We start from the raw sequence: 23,584 nt of genomic DNA on the forward strand, positions 1-23,584 counted from the left end.
TTAAATTAATACCTTGATTAAGTATATTTTAAGTTGAATAATTCTTTGAAAATTAGCAGAAAAAGCCATTGCTATTTTGTAAAAAGTTTGTATTTTTGCACCACTTTTGTGGAAGTAGTTTTGGCGAAGTAAAACATTAGTAATTAACATCTTCCGTATTTTTTAGAATCCACATAATGCCAAAGCTAAAAAAGAAGGAATACAAATTTTTTTATTATGTCTGAATTGACAAACCAAGAAGCATTATTAAATGCAAACGTAGCACCAGAACAATTTGATTGGGATTCTTTTGAATCAGGTCTTGACGCTGATGCAAGAAAAGAAAAAAATGATTTAGAAGAAATCTACAAAGGTTCTCTTAATGATCTTTCTGAAACTGATGTAATCATCGGTAAAGTAGTAAGATTAACTGATAAAGAAGCGATTGTAGATATCAATTTCAAATCAGAAGGTGTAATTTCTCTTAACGAATTCCGTTACAACCAAGGTTTACAAGTAGGTGATGAAGTAGAAGTAATGGTAGACAGAAGAGAAGATAAATCTGGTCAATTACAATTATCTCACAAAAAAGCTAGAACGCTTAAAGCTTGGGATAGAGTAAATGAATACCACGAGTCTGGAGAAATCGTAAACGGTTTCGTAAAATCTAGAACTAAAGGTGGTATGATTGTAGATGTTTTCGGTATCGAAGCATTCTTACCAGGTTCTCAAATTGATGTTAAACCAATTAAAGATTACGATCAATTCGTAGGTAAAACTATGGAATTCAAAGTTGTGAAAATCAACCCTGAGTTCAAAAACGTAGTAGTATCTCACAAAGCGTTAATCGAAGCTGATATCGAAGGTCAGAAAAAAGAAATCATCGCTCAATTAGAGAAAGGTCAAGTTCTTGAAGGAACAGTTAAGAACATTACTTCTTACGGTGTATTCATCGATTTAGGAGGTGTAGATGGTCTTATCCACATTACAGATCTTTCTTGGTCTAGAGTTAACCATCCATCAGAAATCCTTTCAGACGGACAAGTGGTGAAAGTGGTTATCCTTGATTTCGATGATGAGAAAACTAGAATCCAATTAGGTATGAAGCAATTAGAAGCTCATCCTTGGGATGCTCTTTCTGCTGACTTAAAAGTAGGTGACAAAGTAAAAGGAAAAGTAGTAGTTCTTGCTGACTATGGTGCATTCGTAGAAGTTGCTCCAGGTGTAGAAGGTCTTATCCACGTTTCTGAAATGTCTTGGTCTACTCACTTAAGATCTGCTGGTGATTTCGTGAAAATTGGTGACGAAGTAGAAGCTGTAGTTCTTACTTTAGATAGAGAAGAAAGAAAAATTTCTTTAGGAATTAAGCAATTAACTCCAGATCCATGGGCTGATATCCAAACTAAATATCCAGTGGGTTCTCAACACGTTGGTACTGTAAGAAACTTCACTAACTTTGGTGTATTCGTAGAACTAGAAGAAGGAATTGATGGTCTTATCTACATTTCTGATCTTTCTTGGACTAAGAAAATCAAGCATCCATCTGAGTTCTGTGCTGTAGGTGATAAACTAGACGTAATCGTTCTAGAATTAGATACTGAAGCTAGAAGACTTTCTTTAGGTCACAAACAATTGACTGAAAATCCTTGGGATAAATTCGAAACTAAATATGCAGAAGGAACTGTTCACTCAGGAAAAGCTACAGATGTTTTCGATAAAGGTGCTCAAGTTCAGTTCGAAGATGCTGAAGTAGAAGCTTTCGCTCCTTCTAGATTATTAGAAAAAGAAGATGGTTCTAAAATCAAAAAAGGTGAAACTGCTGATTTCAAAGTAATCGAGTTCAACAAAGAATTCAAAAGAGTAGTAGTATCTCATACTGGTATCTTCAGAGATGAAGAGAAAAAAGCTGCAAAGGAATCTAAACCAGCTGCATCTTCTTCAGGTGAAGAAAAATCTACACTTGGTGATATCGATGCTTTAGCAGAATTAAAGAAAAGAATGGAAGAAGGTAAATAATCTTCCTGATATTTCATAAATTTTAAACCGTCTCATTTTATAAATGAGGCGGTTTTTTATGTTTAACCTATAACTCATTGATTTACTTGTCATTGATTTCAGTTTTTATCAATAAAAATTGCAAAAGATATTTGCTTGTTTCAAAGAAAATTAATAATTTTGCAACCTGTTAATCAACCTCTGACGAAAGCCGTGAACGTTGTTTAGCTTTCCAAAAATTATTTTTATAAAAAATGGATTTATTAAAGTACGTACAAGACAAGTACATTGCTAAAAAAGAATTCCCAGAATTCAAAGCTGGTGATACCATTACTGTGTATTACGAAATTAAAGAAGGTAACAAAACGAGAACTCAGTTCTTCAAAGGAGTTGTAATTCAACTAAGAGGAACAGGTGCTACAAAAACTTTCACCATCAGAAAAATGAGTGGTGATGTAGGTGTAGAAAGAGTTTTCCCAATCAACATGCCTGCTTTACAAAAAATTGAAGTAGATAGAAGAGGTAAAGTTAGAAGATCTAGAATTTTCTACTTCAGAGATCTTAGAGGTAAGAGAGCAAGAATCAAAGATGCTGCTTACAAAAAGTAATCACCTCTCTAGAAAAAGAATAAAAGCATTCCAAAAATTTTGGAATGCTTTTTTATTTTATGGAATTAAAGAATTTTAAAAATTCTCAAATATTGAATCTGTTAAGGTTCAAAAGCCTCGAATTTTCCGTTTTCGTAGAAGAAAACAATTCTCTTGATTTTATTTTCTGTAGGTAAATTTGTAATTGATTGATTTACAATATTTTGAACTTCTGAAATGTCTTCCTGAACTTCTAATCGCTGAGAATCGCTTATTTTTTCTTTTTTTGGAGTAGGGAAAGGTGTATTAAATTCTCGCGGCGTTTCTTTTTGAAGATTTTCTTGAATAAAAATTTCATTTTTATAATCTTCATCAATTAATGTAAAAAGATCAGGCGAAGAATTTTCTTCCTCTAGATTTATTTTCGATTCGCTAGTCGATAGAGCAGAATCATTTTGTAGCATTTCTCCCTGACCTAAAATTATCCAGTCCCAACTGATTTCTGGAAATCTGTTTTTAATCTTGACAATGAATTCTAGGGAAGGTTTATTTCTCCCCGAAATGATATGTGAAATACTGGAACGCTGAACATCTATTTCGTCTGCAAATTCTGATGCGGTAAATCCAGAATATTCTAAAATTTTAGTAAATCTGTCATTTATATTCATGTTACAAATGTAATAATTATAATTTACATAAGTAAATACAAATGTAAACAAAGAGAAAACTTACAATTTTACATTTGTATAAATACCACTAAAAACATTATGAATAAAGGATTTTATGTAATTTACAATATTAAAATTCCAAAATATTTTTCTAATAAAGCACAAAAAAAACTCTCAGTAATGAGAGTTTAAATTTTTATTCGTGATGATGAAGATGCTTTTCATCGTCTGGATTAAATTTCAGTTTCCTGTCTTTTTTCTTCTCTGGAAACAGTAATGAGAAGAATACACTAGCTCCTAAAATGCTTACAATAATTAACAGTGAATGCGTAGTAGTAAAGCCCCATTCTTCTAGATAACTATGTCCTAGCATTTTTAAACCAATGAATGTAAGTAATGCTGCTAAACCAATTTTTAAGAATCTAAACTTATCGATAATTCCTGCTAATAAGAAGAACATAGAACGAAGTCCGATAATTGCAAAAATGTTTGAAAAGAAGACAATATAAGGATCTTTAGTCACCGAAAATATTGCAGGAATAGAGTCTACTGCAAAAATCAAATCGGTAAATTCTATGATGATAAGAACTAAAAATAATGGCGTAAGTTTCTTTACTCCATCAATTTTTACAAAGAATTTACTACCTACAAAATGTGGATGAACTTTAAAATATTTATTGGCAAATCTTACAACAGGGTGGTTCTGAGTATCTATTTCCTCATCTTTATCTTTATCCACAAACATTTTAATACCTGTAAACACTAAAAATGCTCCAAATACATACATTATCCAGCTGAATTTCTCAATTAAAGCTGCACCTACGAAGATGAAGATGAAACGCATTACGATAGCGCCTAAAATGCCCCAAAAAAGAACTCTGTGGTAATTTCTTTGTGCCACTCCGAAAGCTGTAAATACCAACACGATTACAAATATATTATCTACTGATAATGCATATTCTACTACATAACCTGTAAGATATTCTAATCCTAAATTTTGATTATAAAGTGCAATACTGTGCTCTAAATCATTCGGAATTATTGTAACAGGATGGTGATGTTTATTAATTACCGTTTGTAATTTCTCAATACTATCAATTCCGTGGAGCATGTGTCCATAAGTAATCAACAGAAAATAAAAGCCTAAAGACAAACAAACCACAAAAAAACTCATTAATCCAGCTTGTTTCAGCGAGATGGTGTCTGATTTTTTGTGCAATAGTCCTAAGTCTAAAGCTAATATGAAAAAGATGAATACTACAAAGGATAGTAAAAACAAAGTCTCGTTTGACATAAATTTTAAAATTTTAAGTTGTCAAAGATAACTATAATTAAGAAAATTTCAATATTTTACATTTGTAAATAAATGAAATCTGAAAACTTTATTAATATTAAAAATGTTTAATGGTATAACTCTACAAATGGCTTTAATAACAGGATTTAAGTATTAAAGTATATTTATAAATTAGCTTTATATAAATTTCATAAAATACTGATTTTGTTTATTTTATATTTTTTAATTATTAAAAATGTAATTAACAATTTTTTCCACAGACATTATGTCTTTTTTTATTGTTTAAATAATTTACAAATGTTAATTAGGAGATTAATTCTTTTTATAGTATTTTTGAATCGTCAAAATTTATCCACATTATGCATTCTACTTTTCAGTATCAGAAAAACCCTAATTTCCCAAATCGTTATATTTCGCCTAAGAGCCTTCAAAATTTTCTACAAGAGAATCTCAGCGATTATATTACTTTAATTGGTACTTCTACTCTAGGTGAGCCTATTTATCAATTTTCTTATGGTTCTGGTGATATTAAGGTCTTGGCTTGGTCTCAGATGCACGGAAATGAGAGTAATTCTACTCACTGTATGTTGGATTTGTGGTATTCTTTAGAATCTCAACCTCAGCTCAAAGAGAAATTATTCCAAAATATATCTTTAGATTTCATTTTTATGCTCAATCCAGATGGTTCTAAAGTTTGGTCGCGCAGAAATTCTCTTGATATAGACATGAATAGAGACTATTTACAGAATGCTAGCTGCGAAATGAAGCTCTTAAAAGAAATTGCGTTTTCTAAAAAATATGATTACGCCCTGAATTTGCATGAACAAAGGACTATTTTTTCTACAGATGGTAAAAATCCAGCTACTTTATCATTTTTAGCGCCTTCAGAAGATTATGACAGAACTGTTACCGAAAATCGTAAAAAAAGTATGGCGGTTATTGCAAGTATATATAATGTATTGAGAATGCAAATTCCTAATCAATTAGCAAGATATTCTGATGAGTTTTACCCAACTTCTACTGGTGACAATTTCATGAGAGCAGGAATTCCAGTAATTTTATTTGAAGGTGGGCATTTTCCTGATGATTATCAACGTTTTGGGACTAGAAAATATTACACAATTGCTTTATATACAGCGCTTTCTAATATTGGATTGTTAGATAGGAAGACTTATGGCTACGAAACATATTTCGAAATTCCAGAAAACAAAGAATCGCATTTTGATGTTATTTACAGGAATGTGAAACTTAATACAGATTTTGAATGTGTATTAGATGTTGCGGTTCAATATAAAGAAGAAATTAAAGAAGGAGAAGAGGAAATATCTTTTGTTCCTATTGTAGTAGAAGTTGGAGACCTGCACAGAAAAAAAGGTTGGAAAGAAATAGATTGTACAGGAAAGAAATTTATTTCAGAGAATAAATTCCCTAAACTAGAAGCTGTTCAGAACTTTACTATTGAATAAATTAACAATTTTATTCTTTATATTATAGATTTAGCCTATTAATTTTTGAAAAATTATTAGGCTTTTTTATTTTCCAAATTTTATTTTATAAAAAACTTGTTTCTTGATTTATATCATAAAAGTTTACAAATTTTTTAATTTAAATAATTGATTAATAGTATTTTAATTTTTTTAAATTTTAAAAAAGTTTACAAAAATAAAAATTTTTATTAAAATTTAATATTGAGGATTTAATTTTTTGTCTAATTTTATTGTGTCAAAAAATTAATTATCTGCCATGGAGAAAATAACCAACCAACAAGCGTATGAAGAAACTTTACACTACTTCAAAGGAGACGATTTAGCAGCCAGAGTTTGGGTAACCAAATATGCGCTGAAAGATTCTGATGGGAATATTTATGAAAAAACACCTGATGATATGCACCAAAGAATTGCTTCTGAGGTTGCGAGAATAGAAAAAAAATATCCCAATCCGCTTTCCGAAGCAGAAATTTTTGATCTTATAAAAGACTTTAAATATATCATTCCGCAAGGAAGTCCGATGACGGGAATTGGGAATAATTTTCAGATTGCTTCGCTTTCTAACTGTTTTGTAATCGGTAACGGAACCAATAGTGATTCTTATGGAAGCATTATGAAAATAGACGAAGAGCAAGTTCAACTCATGAAACGTAGAGGTGGAGTTGGTCACGATTTGTCATACATTCGTCCAAAAGGTTCTGCGGTGAAGAATTCTGCGCTTACTTCTACAGGTTTAGCACCGTTTATGGAACGTTATTCTAATTCTACCAGAGAAGTGGCTCAAGATGGAAGAAGAGGCGCTTTAATGCTTTCTGTGTCCATAAATCATCCCGATTCTGAGGATTTTATCAATGCTAAATTAGAGCAAGGAAAAGTAACGGGAGCGAATATTTCTGTGAAAATAGATGATGAATTTATGAAAGCGGTAAAAACGAACAGTGAATATCAACAGAAATATCCTATTTACAGCAAAAATCCTAAATATACCAAGACTATTTTTGCAGATGAAATTTGGAAAAAAATCGTACATAATGCTTGGAAATCTGCTGAACCGGGAATTCTATTCTGGGATACCATTATCAGAGAATCTATTCCAGATTGTTATGCAGATTTAGGTTTTGAAACGGTTTCTACCAATCCTTGTGGCGAAATTCCCCTTTGTCCGTATGATTCTTGTCGATTGATTGCCATTAATCTCTATTCTTATGTAGAAAATCCATTTACCAAAGAGGCAAAATTTAATTTTGATTTATTCAAAAAACATGCAGCTTATGCACAAAGAATGATGGATGACATCATTGATTTGGAAATGGAGAAAATTGATGCAATTTTAGCAAAAATTGAAAAAGACCCAGAAAACGAAGAAATAAAACATACTGAAAAACAACTTTGGGAAAAAATCCGCAAGAAAACACTTCAAGGAAGAAGAACAGGGGTAGGAATTACTGCGGAAGGAGATATGTTGGCGGCTTTAAATTTAAGATATGGAAGCAAGGAAGCCAATGAGTTTTCAGTAGAAGTTCATAAAACGTTGGCACTTTCTGCGTATCGTTCTTCAGTAGAAATGGCGAAAGAAAGAGGTGCTTTTGAAGTTTTTAATGCAGAAAAAGAGAAAAATAACCCTTTCATTTTGAGATTAAAAGAAGCAGATGAAAATCTGTATCAAGACATGGTGAAATACGGCAGAAGAAATATCGCTTTATTAACCATTGCGCCAACTGGAAGTACCAGTTTGATGTCTCAGACTACTTCGGGAATTGAGCCAGTATTTTTGCCTGTTTACAAGCGTAGGAGAAAGGTAAATCCTAATGATAAAGATGTAAGAGTAGATTTTGTAGATGAAGTGGGAGATTCTTGGGAAGAGTACATTGTTTTCCATCATCATTTTAAAACTTGGATGGAAGTGAATGGTTATGATATTTCTAAAAATTATTCGAACGAAGAAGTTCAAGATTTAATCGAGAAATCTCCTTATTACAAAGCTACTTCTAATGATATTGATTGGCTCAGCAAAGTAGAAATGCAAGGTGCGATCCAGAAATGGGTAGATCATTCTATTTCGGTGACCATTAACATTCCTAATGAAGCTACAGAAGAATTGGTGAATCAACTTTACATCAAAGCTTGGGAAGTGGGTTGCAAAGGCGTTACGGTTTACAGAGATGGTTCTAGAAGTGGAGTTTTGGTTTCTGCAGATGATAAAAAAGAAGAAAAAGATGAGGAAGAAACTGCTTCATCTTTAGAAGCTTTCCCTACGAAAAGACCTCAGATTTTAGAAGCTGATGTGGTGAGATTCCAAAATAATAAAGAAAAATGGATTGCTTTTGTAGGTTTGGTTAATGGTAGACCTTATGAAATTTTTACTGGTTTGGCAGATGATGAAGAGGGAATTATGCTTCCACGTTGGGTAAATGAAGGTTTGATCATTAAAAATAGAGACGAAAACGGCGTTTCTAGATATGATTTCCAATTCAAGAATTTAAGAGGTTATAAAACCACTATTGAAGGACTTTCTCATAAGTTTAATCCAGAATTCTGGAATTATGCGAAACTGATTTCAGGAACTTTAAGACACGGAATGCCAATTGAAAACGTAGTAGAATTAATCAACAGATTAGAGCTAGATTCTGAATCTATCAATACGTGGAAAGCGGGAGTTGCAAGAGCTTTAAAGCGCTATATTCCTGATGGAACCGAAGTTGACGGACATAAGTGTAGCAATTGTGGTTCTGACCAAGTGGTTTATCAAGAAGGTTGTCTGATTTGTAAAAATTGCGGAAATTCTAAATGTGGGTAAGAGTCGGAAGAGGGAAGACGGAAGTCCGAAGATTAAAATGATGACGTTTATTTTGACTTTCCTTAGGAATCTAAATAATTTTACTTAATTTATAAACAATGAGCCACAAATTTTTGTGGCTTTTTAATTTTATAATATCTTTGAAAGTAATAATAAATAATGATGAATAAAACAACTTCAGAAAGAAATTTATTCTTAATTTCTGCATCTTCTATATTTTTTTGGCTTGGATTGAGAATGATTCAAGGTGTTTCAGTAAGATTAGTTAGAGATATAATGGTTTATAGTAATTCAAATAATATTTTGACTTATGTAATTGGTGTTATTATTGAAGTTAGTTTGATAGTATATGGTATTTTATATCTGTATAAAAAATTAAAAACGGAAACACTTTCAGAGGGGAATTTCTTCAAAATTTCTGTTATTATTATGTTTATTGGGTACATATTGAATTTTATTAATCCATTTTTGTACAATTTTTTTGATATGAATATTTATAACACAAATATTACCAAATATTTAGAGTTTTATTCGTCATTGTATGTTAGTATAATTCAGTTTATTGCAGAAATTTTTCCAATAATATTTATCGGCTATGTTGTTATGAAAAGTAAATCACAACCGCAATCTTAACCTGAAACTCGAAACAAAAAACTTTATGAATAAAAAATTAAAACTTTGGGACGCAACCATGCTTGTGATGGGTTCCATGATTGGAAGCGGAATTTTCATTGTTTCTGCGGATATGATGAGAAATCTGGGTTCTGGATATTGGCTCATCGTCGTGTGGATTATTACCGGAATTATGACGGTTGCAGCCGCTTTAAGCTATGGAGAACTTTCGGCAATGTTTCCAAAAGCAGGTGGACAATACACTTACATTACAGAAATTTTCGGGAAAAGACTCGGGTTTTTGTATGGTTGGGGAATGTTTACCGTGATTCAAACAGGTACCATTGCAGCAGTTGCCGTGGCTTTTGGGAAATTTTCGGCTTATCTTTTTCCAGCGCTCAATGATGCAGCTCCGCTTTTCCAAAGTGGCGAATTTAAAATTACTTGGATTCAAATCGTTGGTATTGCGGTGATTTTGTTGCTCACTTATATCAATACTCGAGGTGTAGAAAGCGGAAAACTCCTTCAAAATATCTTCACAGGTTCTAAAATCGTCGCGCTTTTAGGCTTGATTTTTTTAGGTTTTATATTGGTAAAAGAATCTTTTTGGAACGGAAATATGAATTTTGGTTGGGATTCTTTTAATAATTTGGTCAAAGATGACAAAGGAAATTACTTGAAACTCGGTTGGGAATCTATTTCTGGAGCTACGCTTTTCGGAGGAATTGCTGCAGCAATGGTTGGTTCGGTTTTTAGTTCTGTAGCTTGGGAAAACGTGACTTTCGTTTCTGGTGAAATCGAAAATCCGCAAAAAAATGTAGTAAAAGCGATGGTTTTAGGTACGATTTCTGTGATGGTTTTGTATTTGTTGGTGAATTTCGTTTATCTGAATGCTTTAGACAGAGATTCCATCGCATTTGCAGCGAATGATAGAGTAGCAGTTGCCGCTTCGGAAAAGATGTTCGGAAGTGTAGGAACGATTATTATGGCGGTTCTCGTGATGATTTCGACTTTTGGTTGTGTGAACGGAATTGTTTTGGCGGGAGCTAGAGTTTTTCAAACGATGGCAAAAGACGGACTTTTCTTAAAATCTGCTATCGAAAATAATAAAAATGGTGTTCCCGAAAAATCTCTTTGGATGCAGGGAATTTGGGCTTCACTTCTCGCTTTGAGCGGACAATACGGCGATTTATTAGATATGATTTCTTTTGTGATTGTGTTGTTTTACATGATTACCGTTTTTGGCGTGATTTATATGAGAATTAAACAACCGAATGCGGAAAGAAGCTACAAAACGTGGTTATATCCAGTTACTCCAATCATTTATTTGCTAATTGGAGCAGCATTTTGTGTACTTTTATTCATTTACAAACCGAATTACACTTGGCCAGGATTATTGCTTATTTTAATTGGTTTACCAGTGTATTACGTGATTAATAAAAGGAATTCTGAGAAGTAAATAAGAAATTAATTTTTAAAAATAAAACCCTCTTTAGAAATAATTCTGAAGAGGGTTTTATTTATTTACAAGTATAATTTTTTTCGGTTTGTTTTTTTACTTGATAAATATATTGGGTATTTTCATCAATGTCTTTCATTGGCAATGATTTAAGAAGAGTTTTATTCTTATAAATTTCTTTTTTATTGGTTTTGTAATCTAAAACAAAAACAGAATCACTTTCTATATTTTCCCAATTTCTACCTGCTTTGTTTCCGTTTTGTTCAAAAATCGTTTTACGGACAATTATTTTAGAAATTGAATCATTTTCAAATTCTACAAGATTTTCAGTATCTGAAAGTTCACCATTACTTCTTAAAATCAAATGTTTAAGTTTGCAATTAACAAAATATGATTCTTGTGGACTTAAACCATCATATTGATAATCAAATTTATCTGACTTTGATTTTAGAATTGAAGTGAGGAACTTAAATTTTAATTCTTTAAAGGTTTCTTCTTGATTTATATTTTCACTGATGCATTTTATTAGTAGATAACAAGTACATACTGCAATAATTAAAATAGGAACAAAGGTTTTTAGTTTATGGATAATTGTTTGCATTATTAAATTATTTCAAAATTTTAGAACACTCACAAGGAAATGGGGAACCCTCAAAATTTATAGTATCTAATTTAATAATAGTAGTTTTATTATTTCTTAATAAAATTAAATCTGTAGATTTTTTAGACTTTGAAACAATATCTCCCTTTTCAAATGTATTTTCCCATGAATTAAGTAATGGAAGGCAAGTCTTTGAAAATCTTAAGTAAGGATTCATATGATTAGATGAATCACTAATTATTCCTAAATATTTTTCATTATTCATTTCTAGTGGCAAATAATGCTCAAGGAATAATTCTTTGTAAGTTTTAAAGAAGTCAGACCATTTAGAATTATGATTGTAAATGAAAAATAACACTAAAAATATTATTAAAGAAAAAATAAGTTTAAATTTTGAGTTCATTTAAAGAATAATTTTCTCAAATATCATATATAAATTCCAATAAAACAAATGTTAATTACTCAAAAAAATTCCCGAAATTTGACAAAAATCAATACGCTTGTATCAAAACTTCAGTAGGAATATTAAGTCTATCATGCAAGTTTCTTATCATTTCTAAAGAAAGTTTTCTTTTTTTATTTAGAATTTCACTTGCTCTGCTTTTAAGACCTATTACTTTCGCTAAATCATTTTGAGAATAATCTAATTGTTCCATTCTAAATTTTATGGCTTCAATTGGGTCTGGTAAATCAATAGGGAAGTATTCATTTTCATAAGTTTCTATTAAAATTCCTAGAATTTCAAGTTCATCACCTTCTTTAGTTCCTTTTTTGGCATCAAAAATTTCCTCAAGTCTTTCTAATGCTTGTTGATAATCTTGTTCTGTTTTTATAGGTTTAATTTTCATTTTTTCTTAAATTTTGTTAGCATCAATTTCGTCATAATCACTGTGAGTTCCAATAAATCTTATCCAAACCATTTGATAATCATAATTTATTCTCACAATTAATCTATAATTATTTCCCTTAATGTTAAAGCAAATCCTATTATCATTAAGAATACTTGCGCTAGGATATTCTAGTTTTATTTCATTTGGGATTTTCCATTCTGCTTTACTTGTTTCTTTGTACCAAGCTTTCAATTGTTGCTCACAATCAGAATGTTTTTCCCAAAATTCTCGTAATATTTTTTTTGCTATGATTCTCACTCAATTAACTTTAAGCAAAAATAATACAAATTTCCCAAATTGGGAATTTTTTTTCCAATTAATTTAGTATTGAACAATACCTTTGTTATCAAATATAAACAACCAATACCAAATTTTCTCAAAAAAATTCCCGAAATTTGACTAAAATATCTTTCATGTCGCATTCTCACGATCACGGTCATAGTCACGTTCCAGCGCTAGATTTAAACTCTAAAAAACTAAGAAACGCTTTTTACATTGGGATTTTCCTTAATTCAGCTTTTGTGATTATAGAAGCGGGAGTTGGTTGGTCTCAGAATTCATTGGCTTTGCTTTCAGATGCAGGACATAATCTCAGTGATGTGGTGAGCTTGATTTTGGCACTCATTGCCTTTAAATTAATGTATTCAAAGGCTACACAATCTTATACTTACGGTTACAAAAAAGTGACTGTTTTGGTGGCTTTACTCAATGCTTTAATCCTTTTTGCAGCAGTTGGCGGAATTATTTTCGAAGCGGTTTTTAGATTTTACAATCCTCAACCTTTGCAAGGAAAAGTAATGGCAATTGTGGCTTTTATTGGGATTATCATCAATGCGTTGACTGCTTATTTTTTCATGAAAGATAAAGACAAAGACCTCAATATTAAAGGCGCTTATTTACACATGGCTGCAGATGCTTTGGTGAGTTTGGGTGTGGTAATTGCAGGAGTGGTGATTATTTATACAGACTGGTTTTGGCTGGATGCGGTGATGAGTATTATTATTGCTTTGGTGATTCTCTACGGAACGTGGAGTTTGTTTACCCAAAGTCTTAAATTGGCTCTAGATGGAGTTCCAGAAGGCGTAGATTTCAATAAATTAAAAGAAGAAATTCTAGCAATTGACGGAGTGAAAGATTTTAAACATCTTCATATTTGGGCATTGAGTACGACTGAAAATGCATTAACTGCTCATCTTCAGGTTGAAAAATCACTTTCTCACAATGAAATTGAAAAGTTGAAAGATAAAGTGAAGCATGAATTAGAGCATTACAATGTACATCATACAACACTTGAAATTTACTTTAATGATAGGGAATTTAAGGAAGAAGAAATGCTTTAAAAGTTATCAATTATGTGTTTTGAGTTATGAGTTGAAGTTTTGATTTTAATCATAAAAAAATCCTGTTCAGATTCTGAACAGGATTTTTGTTTTTATAGTTTATAAAAATTGAAGATTTTCCTTCCTTTAGGATTTGAGGAAAAGAAAATCTAAAATTTTACAGATTTTTAATCTCAGAGATTAAATCTTGCAAAACTTTTTTCGCATCTCCGAAAAGCATTGAAGTTTTTGGTCTGTAGAACAATTCGTTTTCAATTCCTGCGTAACCAGGTTTCATACTACGTTTGTTTACGATAACGTTTTTAGCCAATTCAACTTCTAAAATAGGCATTCCGTAAATAGGAGAGGAAGTGTCTTCTTTAGCAGCAGGGTTTACTACGTCATTTGCTCCTAGAATTAACACTACATCTGCAGTTGAAAATTCTTCATTCGCTTGTTCCATTTCCATTAATTTTTCATACGGAACATCGGTTTCTGCCAAAAGTACGTTCATGTGTCCCGGCATCCTACCAGCAACTGGGTGTATCGCGTAGAAAACATCTACACCTTTGCTTTCTAATAATTTTTCTAATTCATGACAAGCATGTTGAGCTTGAGCTACTGCTAAACCATAACCAGGAACAATCATTACTTTGCTAGCGTATGTCATTAAAACTGCTGTATCGCTTAACGTGATTTCTTTAACAGTTCCACCAGAAGGAGAAGTTCCGCCAGAAGATTTTGCGCCACCTCCAAATGAACCAATCAATACGTTTAATAAAGAACGATTCATGGCGTTACACATTAAGATGGTTAATAAAGTTCCTGCTGCTCCTACAAGGATACCACCAGTTAACATTACTTTGTTGTCGTATAAAAATCCTCCACAAGCTGCAGCAACCCCTGTAAATGAGTTCAATAGTGAAATAACTACAGGCATATCTGCGCCACCAATTGGGAATACAAAAAGTAATCCGTAAAGCGTAGATAATCCAAAAATGACATAGAATAAATAAGCATTTTCTGGACTGAAAGTCATTACCAAATATACTGATAATCCTAAAATAGCCAATAAAATAGCGATATTCACGAATTGTTGACCAGGAAAAGCAAAATCTTTTTTAATGTTTCCATTCAGTTTTCCCCAAGCAATCATACTTCCTGCAAATGATACAGAACCGATAATTAATCCTAGAAGAATTATGGAAAGTATTCCTAAGTTTACTTCTCCACTAGTATTGTGTGCTAAGTGATTGAATTCAACCAAAGAAATTAAAGCTGCACAAGCGCCTCCCATTCCGTTGAAAAGGCTCACCATTTGTGGCATTGCCGTCATTTTTACTTTTTTGGCAGCTAGCGCTCCCACGATTGTTCCGATAAGGATTCCGCCAAAAATCCAACCGTAATTTCCTAATTTTTGACCTTCTTCATCTTGATAAAGAAAAATAGTTCCTAAAATGGCTACTACCATTCCTGCTGCTGCTAATAAATTTCCTTTTCTAGCAGTAGCTGGATTCGAGAGCATTTTTAACCCTAAAATAAAGGTCACTGAACCGATGAGGTATAATATTGTAAGTAGTCCCATGATTTTCTATTTTTTCTTTTTACTAAACATTTCCAGCATTCGGTCTGTTACTACAAAACCTCCTACCACATTAAGCGTTCCTAAAATCACTCCTAGAAAACCTAAAATTAATGCCAAATAATTGTCTGGTTCTGCTTTTCCCATAACAATAATAGCCCCAATAATCACTACTCCGTGAATTGCATTTGCGCCACTCATTAGAGGAGTGTGTAGTACACTAGGTACATGACCTATCACTTCAATTCCTACAAAAATCATCAGAATTACAATGTAGATGATTTGTTGGTATTGAGAAATCCACTCTATAATATTCATAAAAATTTTGTTTTAGTTATTCATTGAAGGAGAGAGGATAGATTTTACTCTATCGTTAATAATTTCGCCATTGTGTGTGATACAAGCACCTTTTACCAAATCGTCTTCCCAATTGAGGTTAAGGTTTGCTTCTTTGTCAATGATGAGTTGTAAGAAATTCACAATATTTTTTCCGTACAATTTGCTTGCATCTGAAGGCATGGTAGATTGTAGAGAAGAATTTCCTATAATAGAAACACCGTTATAATTTACCGTTTCGTTATTTTTAGTAAATGGAGTATTACCACCAGTAGAAGAAGCTAAATCTATAATTACAGAGCCATTTCTCATAGAATTGAGCATTTCTTCGGTAATTAAAATCGGAGCTTTTTTACCAGGGATTTGTGCTGTAGTGATAATGATATCAGATTTTGCAACACTTTCAGCGATGCGTTGTTGTTGCTTTTGTTTGTATTCTTCGGTTTGTTCTACTGCATAACCACCAGCTGTACTGGCATCTGCAGCGCCTTCCACTTCTACAAATTTAGCACCAAGACTCATTACTTCTTCTTTTACCGCAGGTCTAGTATCGAAAACTTCTACTACAGCACCTAATCTTTTTGCGGTAGCAATGGCTTGTAACCCAGCAACTCCAGCTCCTAAAATAAGCATTTTAGCGGGAGCAATGCTTCCTGCAGCGGTCATAAACATTGGGAAATATCTTCCGTAAGAATTAGCAGCGAGTAAAACTGCTTTGTAACCTGCAATATTGGCTTGAGAACTTAATACGTCCATTGCTTGTGCTCTAGTTGTTCTAGGAAGCATATCCAAAGAAAAAGTAGTGATTTTTCTTTCAATCGATTTAATAACGTTTTCTCCGTTAGCAAGGGGTTGATAAACTCCCAAAAGAATTTTAGAATGAACTTTGGCAAAATCCTCATTTTCAATAGGATGAATAGACAATAAAATGTCTGCTTGTTCTAATACTTCGGCTCTAGATTTAATTTCTGCGCCTACTTTTTCATATTCTTGGTTATTATTAAAGGATTTATCACCTGCACCAGATTCTACAACTATTTTATTTCCTTTTTTAATGAGTGCTGCTACAGATTCTGCAAGTAAAGAAACTCTTGTTTCGAAAGAAGGTTCTTTTAATACACCTATAATCATTTTATTAATTTTAAATATTTTCAAATATAAACCAATTTTTTGACAGTTGAAAATGATTTATTTCATGTATAAGTTATTATTGTGAATGAATAGTATTAAAAATTATTAAATTCATAATCATTATGTAACATATATCACATTAATATTTCTAAATTTTTATTCTGCACCTTTTTTTCAAAAATAGTATCTTTACCAGCAAATTTTTTGAAATATGAATATAGATTGGAAAACGGCTAAAGAATACGAAGATATCACGTACAAAAAGTGCAATGGAGTAGCGAGAATCGCTATCAACAGACCGGAAGTTAGAAATGCTTTTCGTCCTAAAACCACTTCAGAATTGTATGATGCTTTTTATGATGCTTATGAAGATTCTAGCATTGGAGTAGTTTTATTAACAGGAGAAGGTCCAAGTCCTAAAGATGGCGGTCATGCTTTCTGTAGTGGTGGCGACCAAAAAGCTCGTGGTCATCAAGGTTATGTAGGTGATGATGGAAGACATCGTCTTAATATTTTAGAAGTTCAAAGATTAATTCGTTTTATGCCAAAAGTAGTGATTGCTGTGGTAAACGGTTGGGCAGTTGGCGGTGGCCATTCTCTTCATGTGGTTTGTGATTTGACTTTGGCAAGTGAAGAACATGCAATTTTCAAACAAACCGATGCAGATGTTACTAGTTTTGATGGTGGTTACGGTTCGGCATATTTAGCAAAAATGGTAGGTCAGAAAAAAGCCAGAGAAATTTTCTTTTTAGGAAGAAATTATTCTGCGAAAGAAGCCGAAGATATGGGAATGGTAAATGCGGTAATTCCTCACGCTGAGTTAGATGAAACTTCTTATCAATGGGCTCAAGAAATCTTAGCAAAATCGCCAACATCTATCAGAATGCTGAAATTTGCGATGAATTTAACGGATGACGGAATGGTTGGCCAACAAGTTTTCGCGGGTGAAGCAACTAGATTAGCATACATGACTGAAGAAGCTAAGGAAGGCAGAAACGCATTTTTAGAAAAACGTAAACCAGATTTCGGAGATAATCAGTGGATTTCATAATTTGGTTGACGGTTGTTAGTTGATAGTTGTCAGTTTTCTGAAATTATTTGCTAACAACCAACAACCAACAACTAACAACTAAAATGATTGATTGGATAAAAGCAGCTCGTCTGCGTACTTTACCGCTTTCTATGAGCGGAATTATTATGGGTTCTTTCATTGCAAGATGGAAACTCCTAGAACAAGGAAAAACTTGGGATTGGCAAATTTTTGCTTTGGCACTTTTGGTGACTTTGCTCTATCAAGTTTTGTCAAATTTTGCCAATGATTATGGTGATGGCGTAAAAGGAACCGACCAAAATAGAATAGGAGAGGCAGAACAACGTGCGGTAGCTTCTGGTAAAATTTCTGCAAAACAAATGAGAAACGCTATGTTTTTGTTTGCTTTTTTATCATTGGTGGCGACTTTAGTTTTGTTGTACAAAGCATTTTTCCCTGATTTTATTAATGAATTTTACACTTTTATAGGACTAGGAGTTGCGTGTATTTTGGCGGCAATTGGTTACACTGTAGGTAAAAAACCTTATGGATACCTTGGTTTAGGAGATATCATGGTTTTTATCTTTTTCGGGTTGGTTTCTGTGTGCGGAAGCTATTTTCTGTTTACTAAAACTTTTGATTGGGATATGCTTTTGCCTGCTTCTGCAATAGGTTTGTTGAGTGCAGCTGTTCTTAATCTCAATAATATGAGAGACATTGAAAACGATGAAAAATCTGGCAAAAAAACGCTTGCATTAAGATTAGGTTTTAAAAATGCAATGATTTATGAAATGGTTATTTTGATGCTTCCACCGATTTTGGTTTTGATTTACATGATGATAAATGGTTTACAAGAACAAGGAAAATATTACGCTTTTATTTTCTTCATTACCGTATTTCCTTTAACTGCTTTGCGTAGAAAAATGATGGAAGTAAAAGAACCAAAAGAATTAGACCCATTCTTAAAACAAGTGGGAATCATTACCTTATTAATGAGCGTTTTAGTGGCTTTTGGATTGAATTATTTTAGATAAAAAATCATGAAAATAAAATTATGTCAAAATTACTTTGCCCAAATTGTAAATCTGAAAACTTATCAGCTAATAAAAAAGGATTTAGTGGAAAAAAGGCATTTGCTGGTGCTTTATTATTTGGAGGAATAGGAATTCTCGCTGGTACTATTGGTAGTAATAAAATTATAATTACTTGTTTAAATTGTGGTAATGAATTTGGAATTGGAGAAGGATATGAAGATATTAAAGTTAAAAATGATTTTTCTAATAATAATGAATCTCTACAAGTTACTTTAAATAATAAGCTTCATAATATAAATGATTTAATTGATGAAATTATTTTAATGTCAAATACATCCTTATCTTATGGATTGCTTGAAAATAATAAAATAAAAATTTATAATAAAATCGAAGATATTCAGTATTATTTAAAAAGTATTGAGGATAAAAATTTTGCAAATAGTATAAAGCAAAAAGTTAATGATTTTTTAAATGAAAATTCTTTAGTTGAAAATTCTTTAGTTGAATTATATTCTGAATCTGAAAATTTAAGGAATGAACATAAGGAAAAGAGCAAAATTTTTGTACCTAAAATACCTGATTATTCAGCTGAAAATATAGTTTTGCCTATAATTCCAATATTTATAGGCTTTATAATATTGTTTATTTCAGTATCAAAATTTAATATTTTGTTTACAGTTATTTCAATTCTATTATTAGCATTAGGTGTTTTTTTATTTATAGGTTACAATGAAAATAGGAAAACAAATTTAGAATTAAAAAATAAATATAATGTTGAATTATCTGAATATAATAAAAAAAAGGAAGATTTAGACAAATTCGAAAATGATATTTTAATTCCAAAAATTGAATATCTTTTAGTTCAAAATCCAGAATTTTTCAAATATAAATTTGAACTAGACAAATATCTATAACTGTAAAATGAAAATAAAATTCCTCGGACAAAACTGTTTTTTGTTCACTTATAATGGTAAAAACATCCTTTCTGACCCTTTTTATAATTTTCAGAAAGAGCAAACAGGATTTGATATTTCTGCACAAAAAATTGATTATGTGCTCATTACTCACGCTCATGGCGATCATGTTGCAGATGTAAGAGAAGTATTGCAACATCATCCAGATGCTACGGTAATTGGCCAACCAGAAATTTGTGGTTATTTCAATCATCCTAATTCTATTGACATTAACTACGGAGGTTCTGCTAAGTTGGATGACCTGAAGATTTCTATGGTTCCTGCGCATCATACTTCTAGTTTTCCAGATGGAACTTATGGCGGTCAACCTTGCGGTTATATGTTCAGATTTCAGGGTAAAAACTTGTATTTTGCAGGAGATACAGGTGTAATGGCAGATATGGAGTTGTTTCCAAGACTTTTCGGGGAAATTACAGCAGCTATTCTTCCAATTGGTTCACATTATACCATGTGTGCAAGAAAAGCGAGTTTTGCAGCAGCAGAATTATTGAAAACCAAAAGAGTGATTGGTTGTCATTTTGATACTTTCGAGCCGATAAAAATTAATCACGATTCAGCAAAACAATTGTTTGCAGAGAGAAATATTGAGTTTTCGATTCCAGAATTGGGAGAAGAATTTGAAGTATAATTTTCTGAAAAATTTCAAAAAAAGACATAAAAAAATGGCAAGCTACCTAAATCACACCGCTACGACCGATTACCTTTGCTGCGTTCCCACCCTGGAGGATTCTCAGGAGCTGGTTGTTTAGGACTTGCCGGTGCAAAAATACTGAATTAATTTAAAATTCAAAATCTAATCTCGTATTTTCGAGAAAAAATTTTAAAAATAAAATGAGTAAAAACGTTTATACATTTGGTTTTCTGATATTTATCGCGACCATGTTAGTGTTCTTTGGAGTGTATTTTTTTGGTTATAATACCAATTATTTTAACACAAGTATGCTTCTTAATGCATTTTTAATGCCTGCGCTTTATACTTTAGGTGCTTATTTTTCGGTGACAACTTACAAAAAAGAAGTAAAAGAAATAGGTTTTAGAGATGCTTTTGGTAGAGCTTTTAAGCCCATGTTTATTGGTGGTTTTCTTTCCATGTTCAGCATTTTTGCCTTTCTGAATTATGTAGATACAGATGCTAAAGATTTACTGAATCACCAATATGTAGAGCGTCAAAAAACAGAGCTTGACAATGAATATAACAAGGCAAAGCAAATTTTAGCTAAAAAAGAAGACAAAGAAGAACTGGACAAAAAATATCAAGAAAGATTGCAAAGTTTTGCACCAGAATTGGTAAAAGATAAAGATATGTTTACCTTCAGAAACTTCACGTATTTTTTTGCTGCAGTTTTGGTATTTTATACCATTCTTTCTACATTCTTCGGAACTTTCTTTAGAAATAAAACATTCGAATAATGAGCTTAAAAACTACTGTTTCCAGAAATTTGACGGGGAAAAAAGTTCTTACTTTTTTCGTGTTGTCAAGTGTGGTTTATTTTGCCATGATTTTTTTTACGATTCCAAAATTGACTGATTTTGCGAATGGTTTACAGATTTTTGACATGAAACCAAATGGTTACAGTTTTACTTATGCCAAAGAACTTTTAGGAAATCTAGGGAAGAGTGGCAGAAATTTTTATCTGTTTCGTCAGTTGCCATTAGATTTAGTATATCCTCTCTTGTTTATGATCAGTAATATTCTGATTTTGAGTTTCTTTCTTAAGAAAATTGGCAAATTAGAATCTTGGTTTCTTTTGGTTTTATTCCCTGTAATTGCTGGAGTTTTCGATTATTTAGAAAATTTCGGTCTTATTTATTTACTCACTTCTTATCCTAAAATCTCTGAAATAGGCGTGAGAATAATCAGCACATTTACTGTAATAAAAAGTCTATTTACAAGCTTATATTTTGTAATTTTGCTGTTCGTTTTAGCGATATTAATTTTCAAAAAAATAAAATAATTTTTAATGAATCTATCCGTTGTAGTTCCTTTATTAAACGAAGAAGAATCTTTGCACGAGCTTTATGCAAGAATAAATAAAGTGTGCCAAGAAAACCAATTGTCTTACGAAATTTGGTTCGTAGATGATGGAAGTACAGATTCTTCGTGGCAAATTATAGAAAATTTATCCAAAGAAAATCATCATGTTCACGGCATTAAATTTTCTAGAAACTATGGGAAATCTCAAGCATTACATGCCGCTTTTGAGAAAGTTCAAGGCGATGTAGTGATTACAATGGATGCAGATTTACAAGATTTTCCAGAAGAAATTCCAGAATTATACAGTAAAATTGTAGACGAAAAATACGACTTGGTTTCTGGTTGGAAGAAAAAACGTTTTGACAATGTGATGACTAAAAATCTTCCGTCAAAATTGTTCAATTCTGCGGCAAGAAATCTCTCTGGAGTTGAATTACACGATTTTAACTGTGGTTTGAAAGCATACAGAAAACAAGTGGTAAAATCGGTAGATGTTTACGGAGATTTACACCGATGGATTCCTGTTTTGGCTGCAAATGCGGGTTTCAAAAAAATTACCGAAAAACCAGTTCAACATCAAGCAAGACCTTACGGAACTTCTAAATTCGGGACAGAAAGATTTATTCGTGGATTTTTAGATTTAATTACGCTTTGGTTCGTAAGCAAATTCGGAGGAAGACCAATGCACTTCTTCGGAGCGGTAGGAACTTTAATGTTTATTTTCGGGTTTTTATCTGCATTTTGGTTGGGTGCAACAAAATTAATTGATGTATATTACTTCCACGTTTATGGAAATCTCATCGCCGAAAATCCTTGGTTTTACATCGCTTTAACCATGATGATTATGGGAACATTGCTTTTTGTAGCTGGATTTTTAGGAGAACTCATTATCAGACAAAGTAGAGGTCATAAGAATTACCATATTGAAGAGGTAATTTAATTTGAAAGTGTGCTAATTTGAAAATTTGAAAATGAAAAGTTCCGTAGGAATGAAACGTTTGTAGAAATAATAAAATAAATAGCAGAGTTCCGTAGGAACGATAGATATTATAACGTTGGAATTTATTCCAACGAAAAAATGAAAAATAGAATCATTCCGTAGAAACGCAATGTAAAAAATGAAAAATATAACAAAACTTTTCCTTTACCTAAACCTTTGCCTTACTCTTTTGGCTTGCTCTAAAATTTCTCCAAAAGGGGAAATAGAAGTGAAAGATGTAACCGTAGAAAATTTCACTAAATTGAATCTTAAAGGAGATTTCAAAGTGTTTTTTGCGAAAGGAAATCAGAATTTGGTAAGTGTAGAAACGTATCCTAATGTTTACAAAAATCTAGATATAGAAGTAGAAAACGGAATTTTAACCATCGAAGAAAATCGAAAAACAGACCAAGTAGATTTTTACAATATCACTATTTTCGGTAAAAACGATTTAAATGAGGTTTCACTTTCTGATAAAGTAGAAATGAATGTTTCTGGACAAGTAAAAACACCAGAATTTTCACTTCATTTAAAAGGAAATTCTAAATTTATGGGAGCGGTAATTGCTCCGAAAAGCAAAATAGAAATGGCAGAGAAATCTAATGCCAATATTCTAGGAGAAACTAAAAACTTGAATTTAAAATTAGCAGATTCTGCAAGTATAATGGCGCCGTATTTTTATGTAGAAAATTTAGAAATTCTTAGTAAAAATGGAGCTTCTGCAGGATTAAACATAGACCAAGAAATGATAGGAACTCTAGAAAATACCTCAAAACTCATTTTCTACGGAGAACCGCTTAATAAATTAACAAAAAAAGACAAAGCAGTCATTGAAAATAGGAAATTGAAGTAAAT

General features: G+C 32.0%; 24 protein-coding genes and 1 other RNA gene. 15 read left to right on the forward strand and 10 right to left on the reverse strand.

All coding sequences use genetic code 11. The features are described 5' to 3' along the window. The first annotated feature begins 216 nt into the window (after positions 1 to 216). Both rpsA and rplS read left to right on the forward strand, forming a co-directional pair. A complete protein-coding gene (gene rpsA, locus ACT53I_RS03720; RefSeq protein WP_104792700.1) occupies positions 217 to 1,995 on the forward strand; it encodes a 30S ribosomal protein S1 in 1,779 nt (592 codons plus the stop codon). A 233-nt stretch (positions 1,996 to 2,228) separates the two neighbouring features. Beyond that, a complete protein-coding gene (gene rplS / locus ACT53I_RS03725; RefSeq protein WP_069799210.1) occupies positions 2,229 to 2,582 on the forward strand; it encodes a 50S ribosomal protein L19 in 354 nt (117 codons plus the stop codon). Positions 2,583 to 2,683: 101 nt separating this feature from the next. On the opposite strand, the gene ACT53I_RS03730 is transcribed toward rplS, so the two are convergent. Beyond that, a complete protein-coding gene (locus ACT53I_RS03730) occupies positions 2,684 to 3,229 on the reverse strand; it encodes a helix-turn-helix domain-containing protein (RefSeq protein ID WP_476078483.1) in 546 nt (181 codons plus the stop codon). Positions 3,230 to 3,425: 196 nt separating this feature from the next. Continuing rightward, positions 3,426 to 4,523, reverse strand: a complete 1,098-nt coding sequence (locus tag ACT53I_RS03735; protein ID WP_476078484.1) for a TerC/Alx family metal homeostasis membrane protein — start codon at positions 4,521 to 4,523, stop codon at positions 3,426 to 3,428. A gap of 359 nt (positions 4,524 to 4,882) precedes the next feature. On the opposite strand from ACT53I_RS03735, the gene ACT53I_RS03740 reads away from it, so the two are divergent. From ACT53I_RS03740 to ACT53I_RS03755, 4 genes are all read left to right on the forward strand, one after another. Then, positions 4,883 to 5,989, forward strand: a complete 1,107-nt coding sequence (locus ACT53I_RS03740; RefSeq protein ID WP_476078485.1) for a M14 family zinc carboxypeptidase — start codon at positions 4,883 to 4,885, stop codon at positions 5,987 to 5,989. Between the two features lie 277 nt (positions 5,990 to 6,266). Next, positions 6,267 to 8,807: an adenosylcobalamin-dependent ribonucleoside-diphosphate reductase gene (locus ACT53I_RS03745; protein WP_476078486.1), complete on the forward strand. Its 2,541-nt coding sequence runs from the start codon at positions 6,267 to 6,269 to the stop codon at positions 8,805 to 8,807. A 159-nt stretch (positions 8,808 to 8,966) separates the two neighbouring features. Further along, on the forward strand, positions 8,967 to 9,440 hold the full coding sequence (locus ACT53I_RS03750) for a hypothetical protein (protein ID WP_476078487.1): 474 nt from the start codon (positions 8,967 to 8,969) through the stop codon (positions 9,438 to 9,440). Between the two features lie 25 nt (positions 9,441 to 9,465). Beyond that, a complete protein-coding gene (locus tag ACT53I_RS03755) occupies positions 9,466 to 10,878 on the forward strand; it encodes an APC family permease (protein WP_476078488.1) in 1,413 nt (470 codons plus the stop codon). A gap of 61 nt (positions 10,879 to 10,939) precedes the next feature. Here the strand turns inward: ACT53I_RS03755 and ACT53I_RS03760 are convergent, their stop codons facing one another. The 4 genes from ACT53I_RS03760 to ACT53I_RS03775 form a co-directional block, all read right to left on the reverse strand. After that, a complete protein-coding gene (locus ACT53I_RS03760; protein WP_476078489.1) occupies positions 10,940 to 11,479 on the reverse strand; it encodes a hypothetical protein in 540 nt (179 codons plus the stop codon). A 7-nt stretch (positions 11,480 to 11,486) separates the two neighbouring features. After that, positions 11,487 to 11,882 (reverse strand): hypothetical protein, encoded by a 396-nt coding sequence (locus tag ACT53I_RS03765; RefSeq protein WP_476078490.1) that lies wholly within the window; start codon positions 11,880 to 11,882, stop codon positions 11,487 to 11,489. An 88-nt stretch (positions 11,883 to 11,970) separates the two neighbouring features. Next, a complete protein-coding gene (locus ACT53I_RS03770) occupies positions 11,971 to 12,327 on the reverse strand; it encodes a helix-turn-helix domain-containing protein (RefSeq protein WP_476078491.1) in 357 nt (118 codons plus the stop codon). Positions 12,328 to 12,333: 6 nt separating this feature from the next. Then, positions 12,334 to 12,627, reverse strand: a complete 294-nt coding sequence (locus ACT53I_RS03775; protein ID WP_476078492.1) for a type II toxin-antitoxin system HigB family toxin — start codon at positions 12,625 to 12,627, stop codon at positions 12,334 to 12,336. Between the two features lie 155 nt (positions 12,628 to 12,782). On the opposite strand from ACT53I_RS03775, the gene ACT53I_RS03780 reads away from it, so the two are divergent. After that, the gene (locus ACT53I_RS03780; RefSeq protein WP_476078493.1) at positions 12,783 to 13,709 is read left to right on the forward strand and encodes a cation diffusion facilitator family transporter; all 927 of its coding nucleotides are present in this window, start codon (positions 12,783 to 12,785) and stop codon (positions 13,707 to 13,709) included. 157 nt (positions 13,710 to 13,866) lie between these two features. Here ACT53I_RS03780 and ACT53I_RS03785 read toward each other — a convergent pair whose 3' ends face one another. Genes ACT53I_RS03785 through ACT53I_RS03795 form a run of 3 tightly spaced genes read right to left on the reverse strand, consistent with a single transcriptional unit; the run spans position 13,867 to position 16,737 of the window. Beyond that, the gene (locus ACT53I_RS03785; RefSeq protein ID WP_476078494.1) at positions 13,867 to 15,273 is read right to left on the reverse strand and encodes an NAD(P)(+) transhydrogenase (Re/Si-specific) subunit beta; all 1,407 of its coding nucleotides are present in this window, start codon (positions 15,271 to 15,273) and stop codon (positions 13,867 to 13,869) included. 6 nt (positions 15,274 to 15,279) lie between these two features. Next, complete coding sequence (locus ACT53I_RS03790) at positions 15,280 to 15,588, reverse strand: NAD(P) transhydrogenase subunit alpha part 2 (RefSeq protein WP_213189056.1); 309 nt, start codon at positions 15,586 to 15,588, stop codon at positions 15,280 to 15,282. A 12-nt stretch (positions 15,589 to 15,600) separates the two neighbouring features. Beyond that, complete coding sequence (locus tag ACT53I_RS03795; RefSeq protein ID WP_476078495.1) at positions 15,601 to 16,737, reverse strand: Re/Si-specific NAD(P)(+) transhydrogenase subunit alpha; 1,137 nt, start codon at positions 16,735 to 16,737, stop codon at positions 15,601 to 15,603. 211 nt (positions 16,738 to 16,948) lie between these two features. On the opposite strand from ACT53I_RS03795, the gene ACT53I_RS03800 reads away from it, so the two are divergent. The 4 genes from ACT53I_RS03800 to ACT53I_RS03815 all read left to right on the forward strand — a co-directional run bounded on the left by ACT53I_RS03800 (position 16,949) and on the right by ACT53I_RS03815 (position 20,403). Beyond that, positions 16,949 to 17,788, forward strand: coding sequence for a 1,4-dihydroxy-2-naphthoyl-CoA synthase (locus ACT53I_RS03800; protein WP_476078496.1), 840 nt, complete (start codon positions 16,949 to 16,951; stop codon positions 17,786 to 17,788). Positions 17,789 to 17,871: 83 nt separating this feature from the next. Continuing rightward, positions 17,872 to 18,801 carry a 1,4-dihydroxy-2-naphthoate octaprenyltransferase gene (gene menA / locus ACT53I_RS03805; RefSeq protein WP_476078497.1) on the forward strand — a complete coding sequence of 310 codons (930 nt, stop codon included), beginning with the start codon at positions 17,872 to 17,874 and terminating at the stop codon, positions 18,799 to 18,801. A gap of 20 nt (positions 18,802 to 18,821) precedes the next feature. After that, positions 18,822 to 19,715 carry a hypothetical protein gene (locus ACT53I_RS03810; protein WP_476078498.1) on the forward strand — a complete coding sequence of 298 codons (894 nt, stop codon included), beginning with the start codon at positions 18,822 to 18,824 and terminating at the stop codon, positions 19,713 to 19,715. A gap of 7 nt (positions 19,716 to 19,722) precedes the next feature. Further along, positions 19,723 to 20,403 (forward strand): metal-dependent hydrolase, encoded by a 681-nt coding sequence (locus ACT53I_RS03815; RefSeq protein WP_476078499.1) that lies wholly within the window; start codon positions 19,723 to 19,725, stop codon positions 20,401 to 20,403. Between the two features lie 32 nt (positions 20,404 to 20,435). Here ACT53I_RS03815 and ffs read toward each other — a convergent pair. Further along, positions 20,436 to 20,533, reverse strand: an RNA gene (gene ffs / locus ACT53I_RS03820) — signal recognition particle sRNA small type. Positions 20,534 to 20,606: 73 nt separating this feature from the next. Between ffs and ACT53I_RS03825 the strand changes: the two genes are divergently transcribed. The 4 genes from ACT53I_RS03825 (at position 20,607) to ACT53I_RS03840 (ending at position 23,582) form a co-directional block, all read left to right on the forward strand. Further along, positions 20,607 to 21,185 carry a DUF4199 domain-containing protein gene (locus ACT53I_RS03825; RefSeq protein WP_476078501.1) on the forward strand — a complete coding sequence of 193 codons (579 nt, stop codon included), beginning with the start codon at positions 20,607 to 20,609 and terminating at the stop codon, positions 21,183 to 21,185. Continuing rightward, on the forward strand, positions 21,185 to 21,730 hold the full coding sequence (locus ACT53I_RS03830; protein WP_476078502.1) for a hypothetical protein: 546 nt from the start codon (positions 21,185 to 21,187) through the stop codon (positions 21,728 to 21,730). The genes ACT53I_RS03825 and ACT53I_RS03830 overlap by 1 nt, the downstream gene beginning before the upstream one ends. A gap of 6 nt (positions 21,731 to 21,736) precedes the next feature. Continuing rightward, positions 21,737 to 22,690: a glycosyltransferase family 2 protein gene (locus ACT53I_RS03835; protein WP_476078503.1), complete on the forward strand. Its 954-nt coding sequence runs from the start codon at positions 21,737 to 21,739 to the stop codon at positions 22,688 to 22,690. 178 nt (positions 22,691 to 22,868) lie between these two features. Then, entirely contained in the window at positions 22,869 to 23,582 is a 714-nt protein-coding gene (locus ACT53I_RS03840) for a GIN domain-containing protein (protein ID WP_476078504.1), read from the forward strand. Positions 23,583 to 23,584 lie beyond the last annotated feature (2 nt).

The sequence above is a fragment of the Cloacibacterium sp. DMC96 genome (assembly GCF_056313765.1).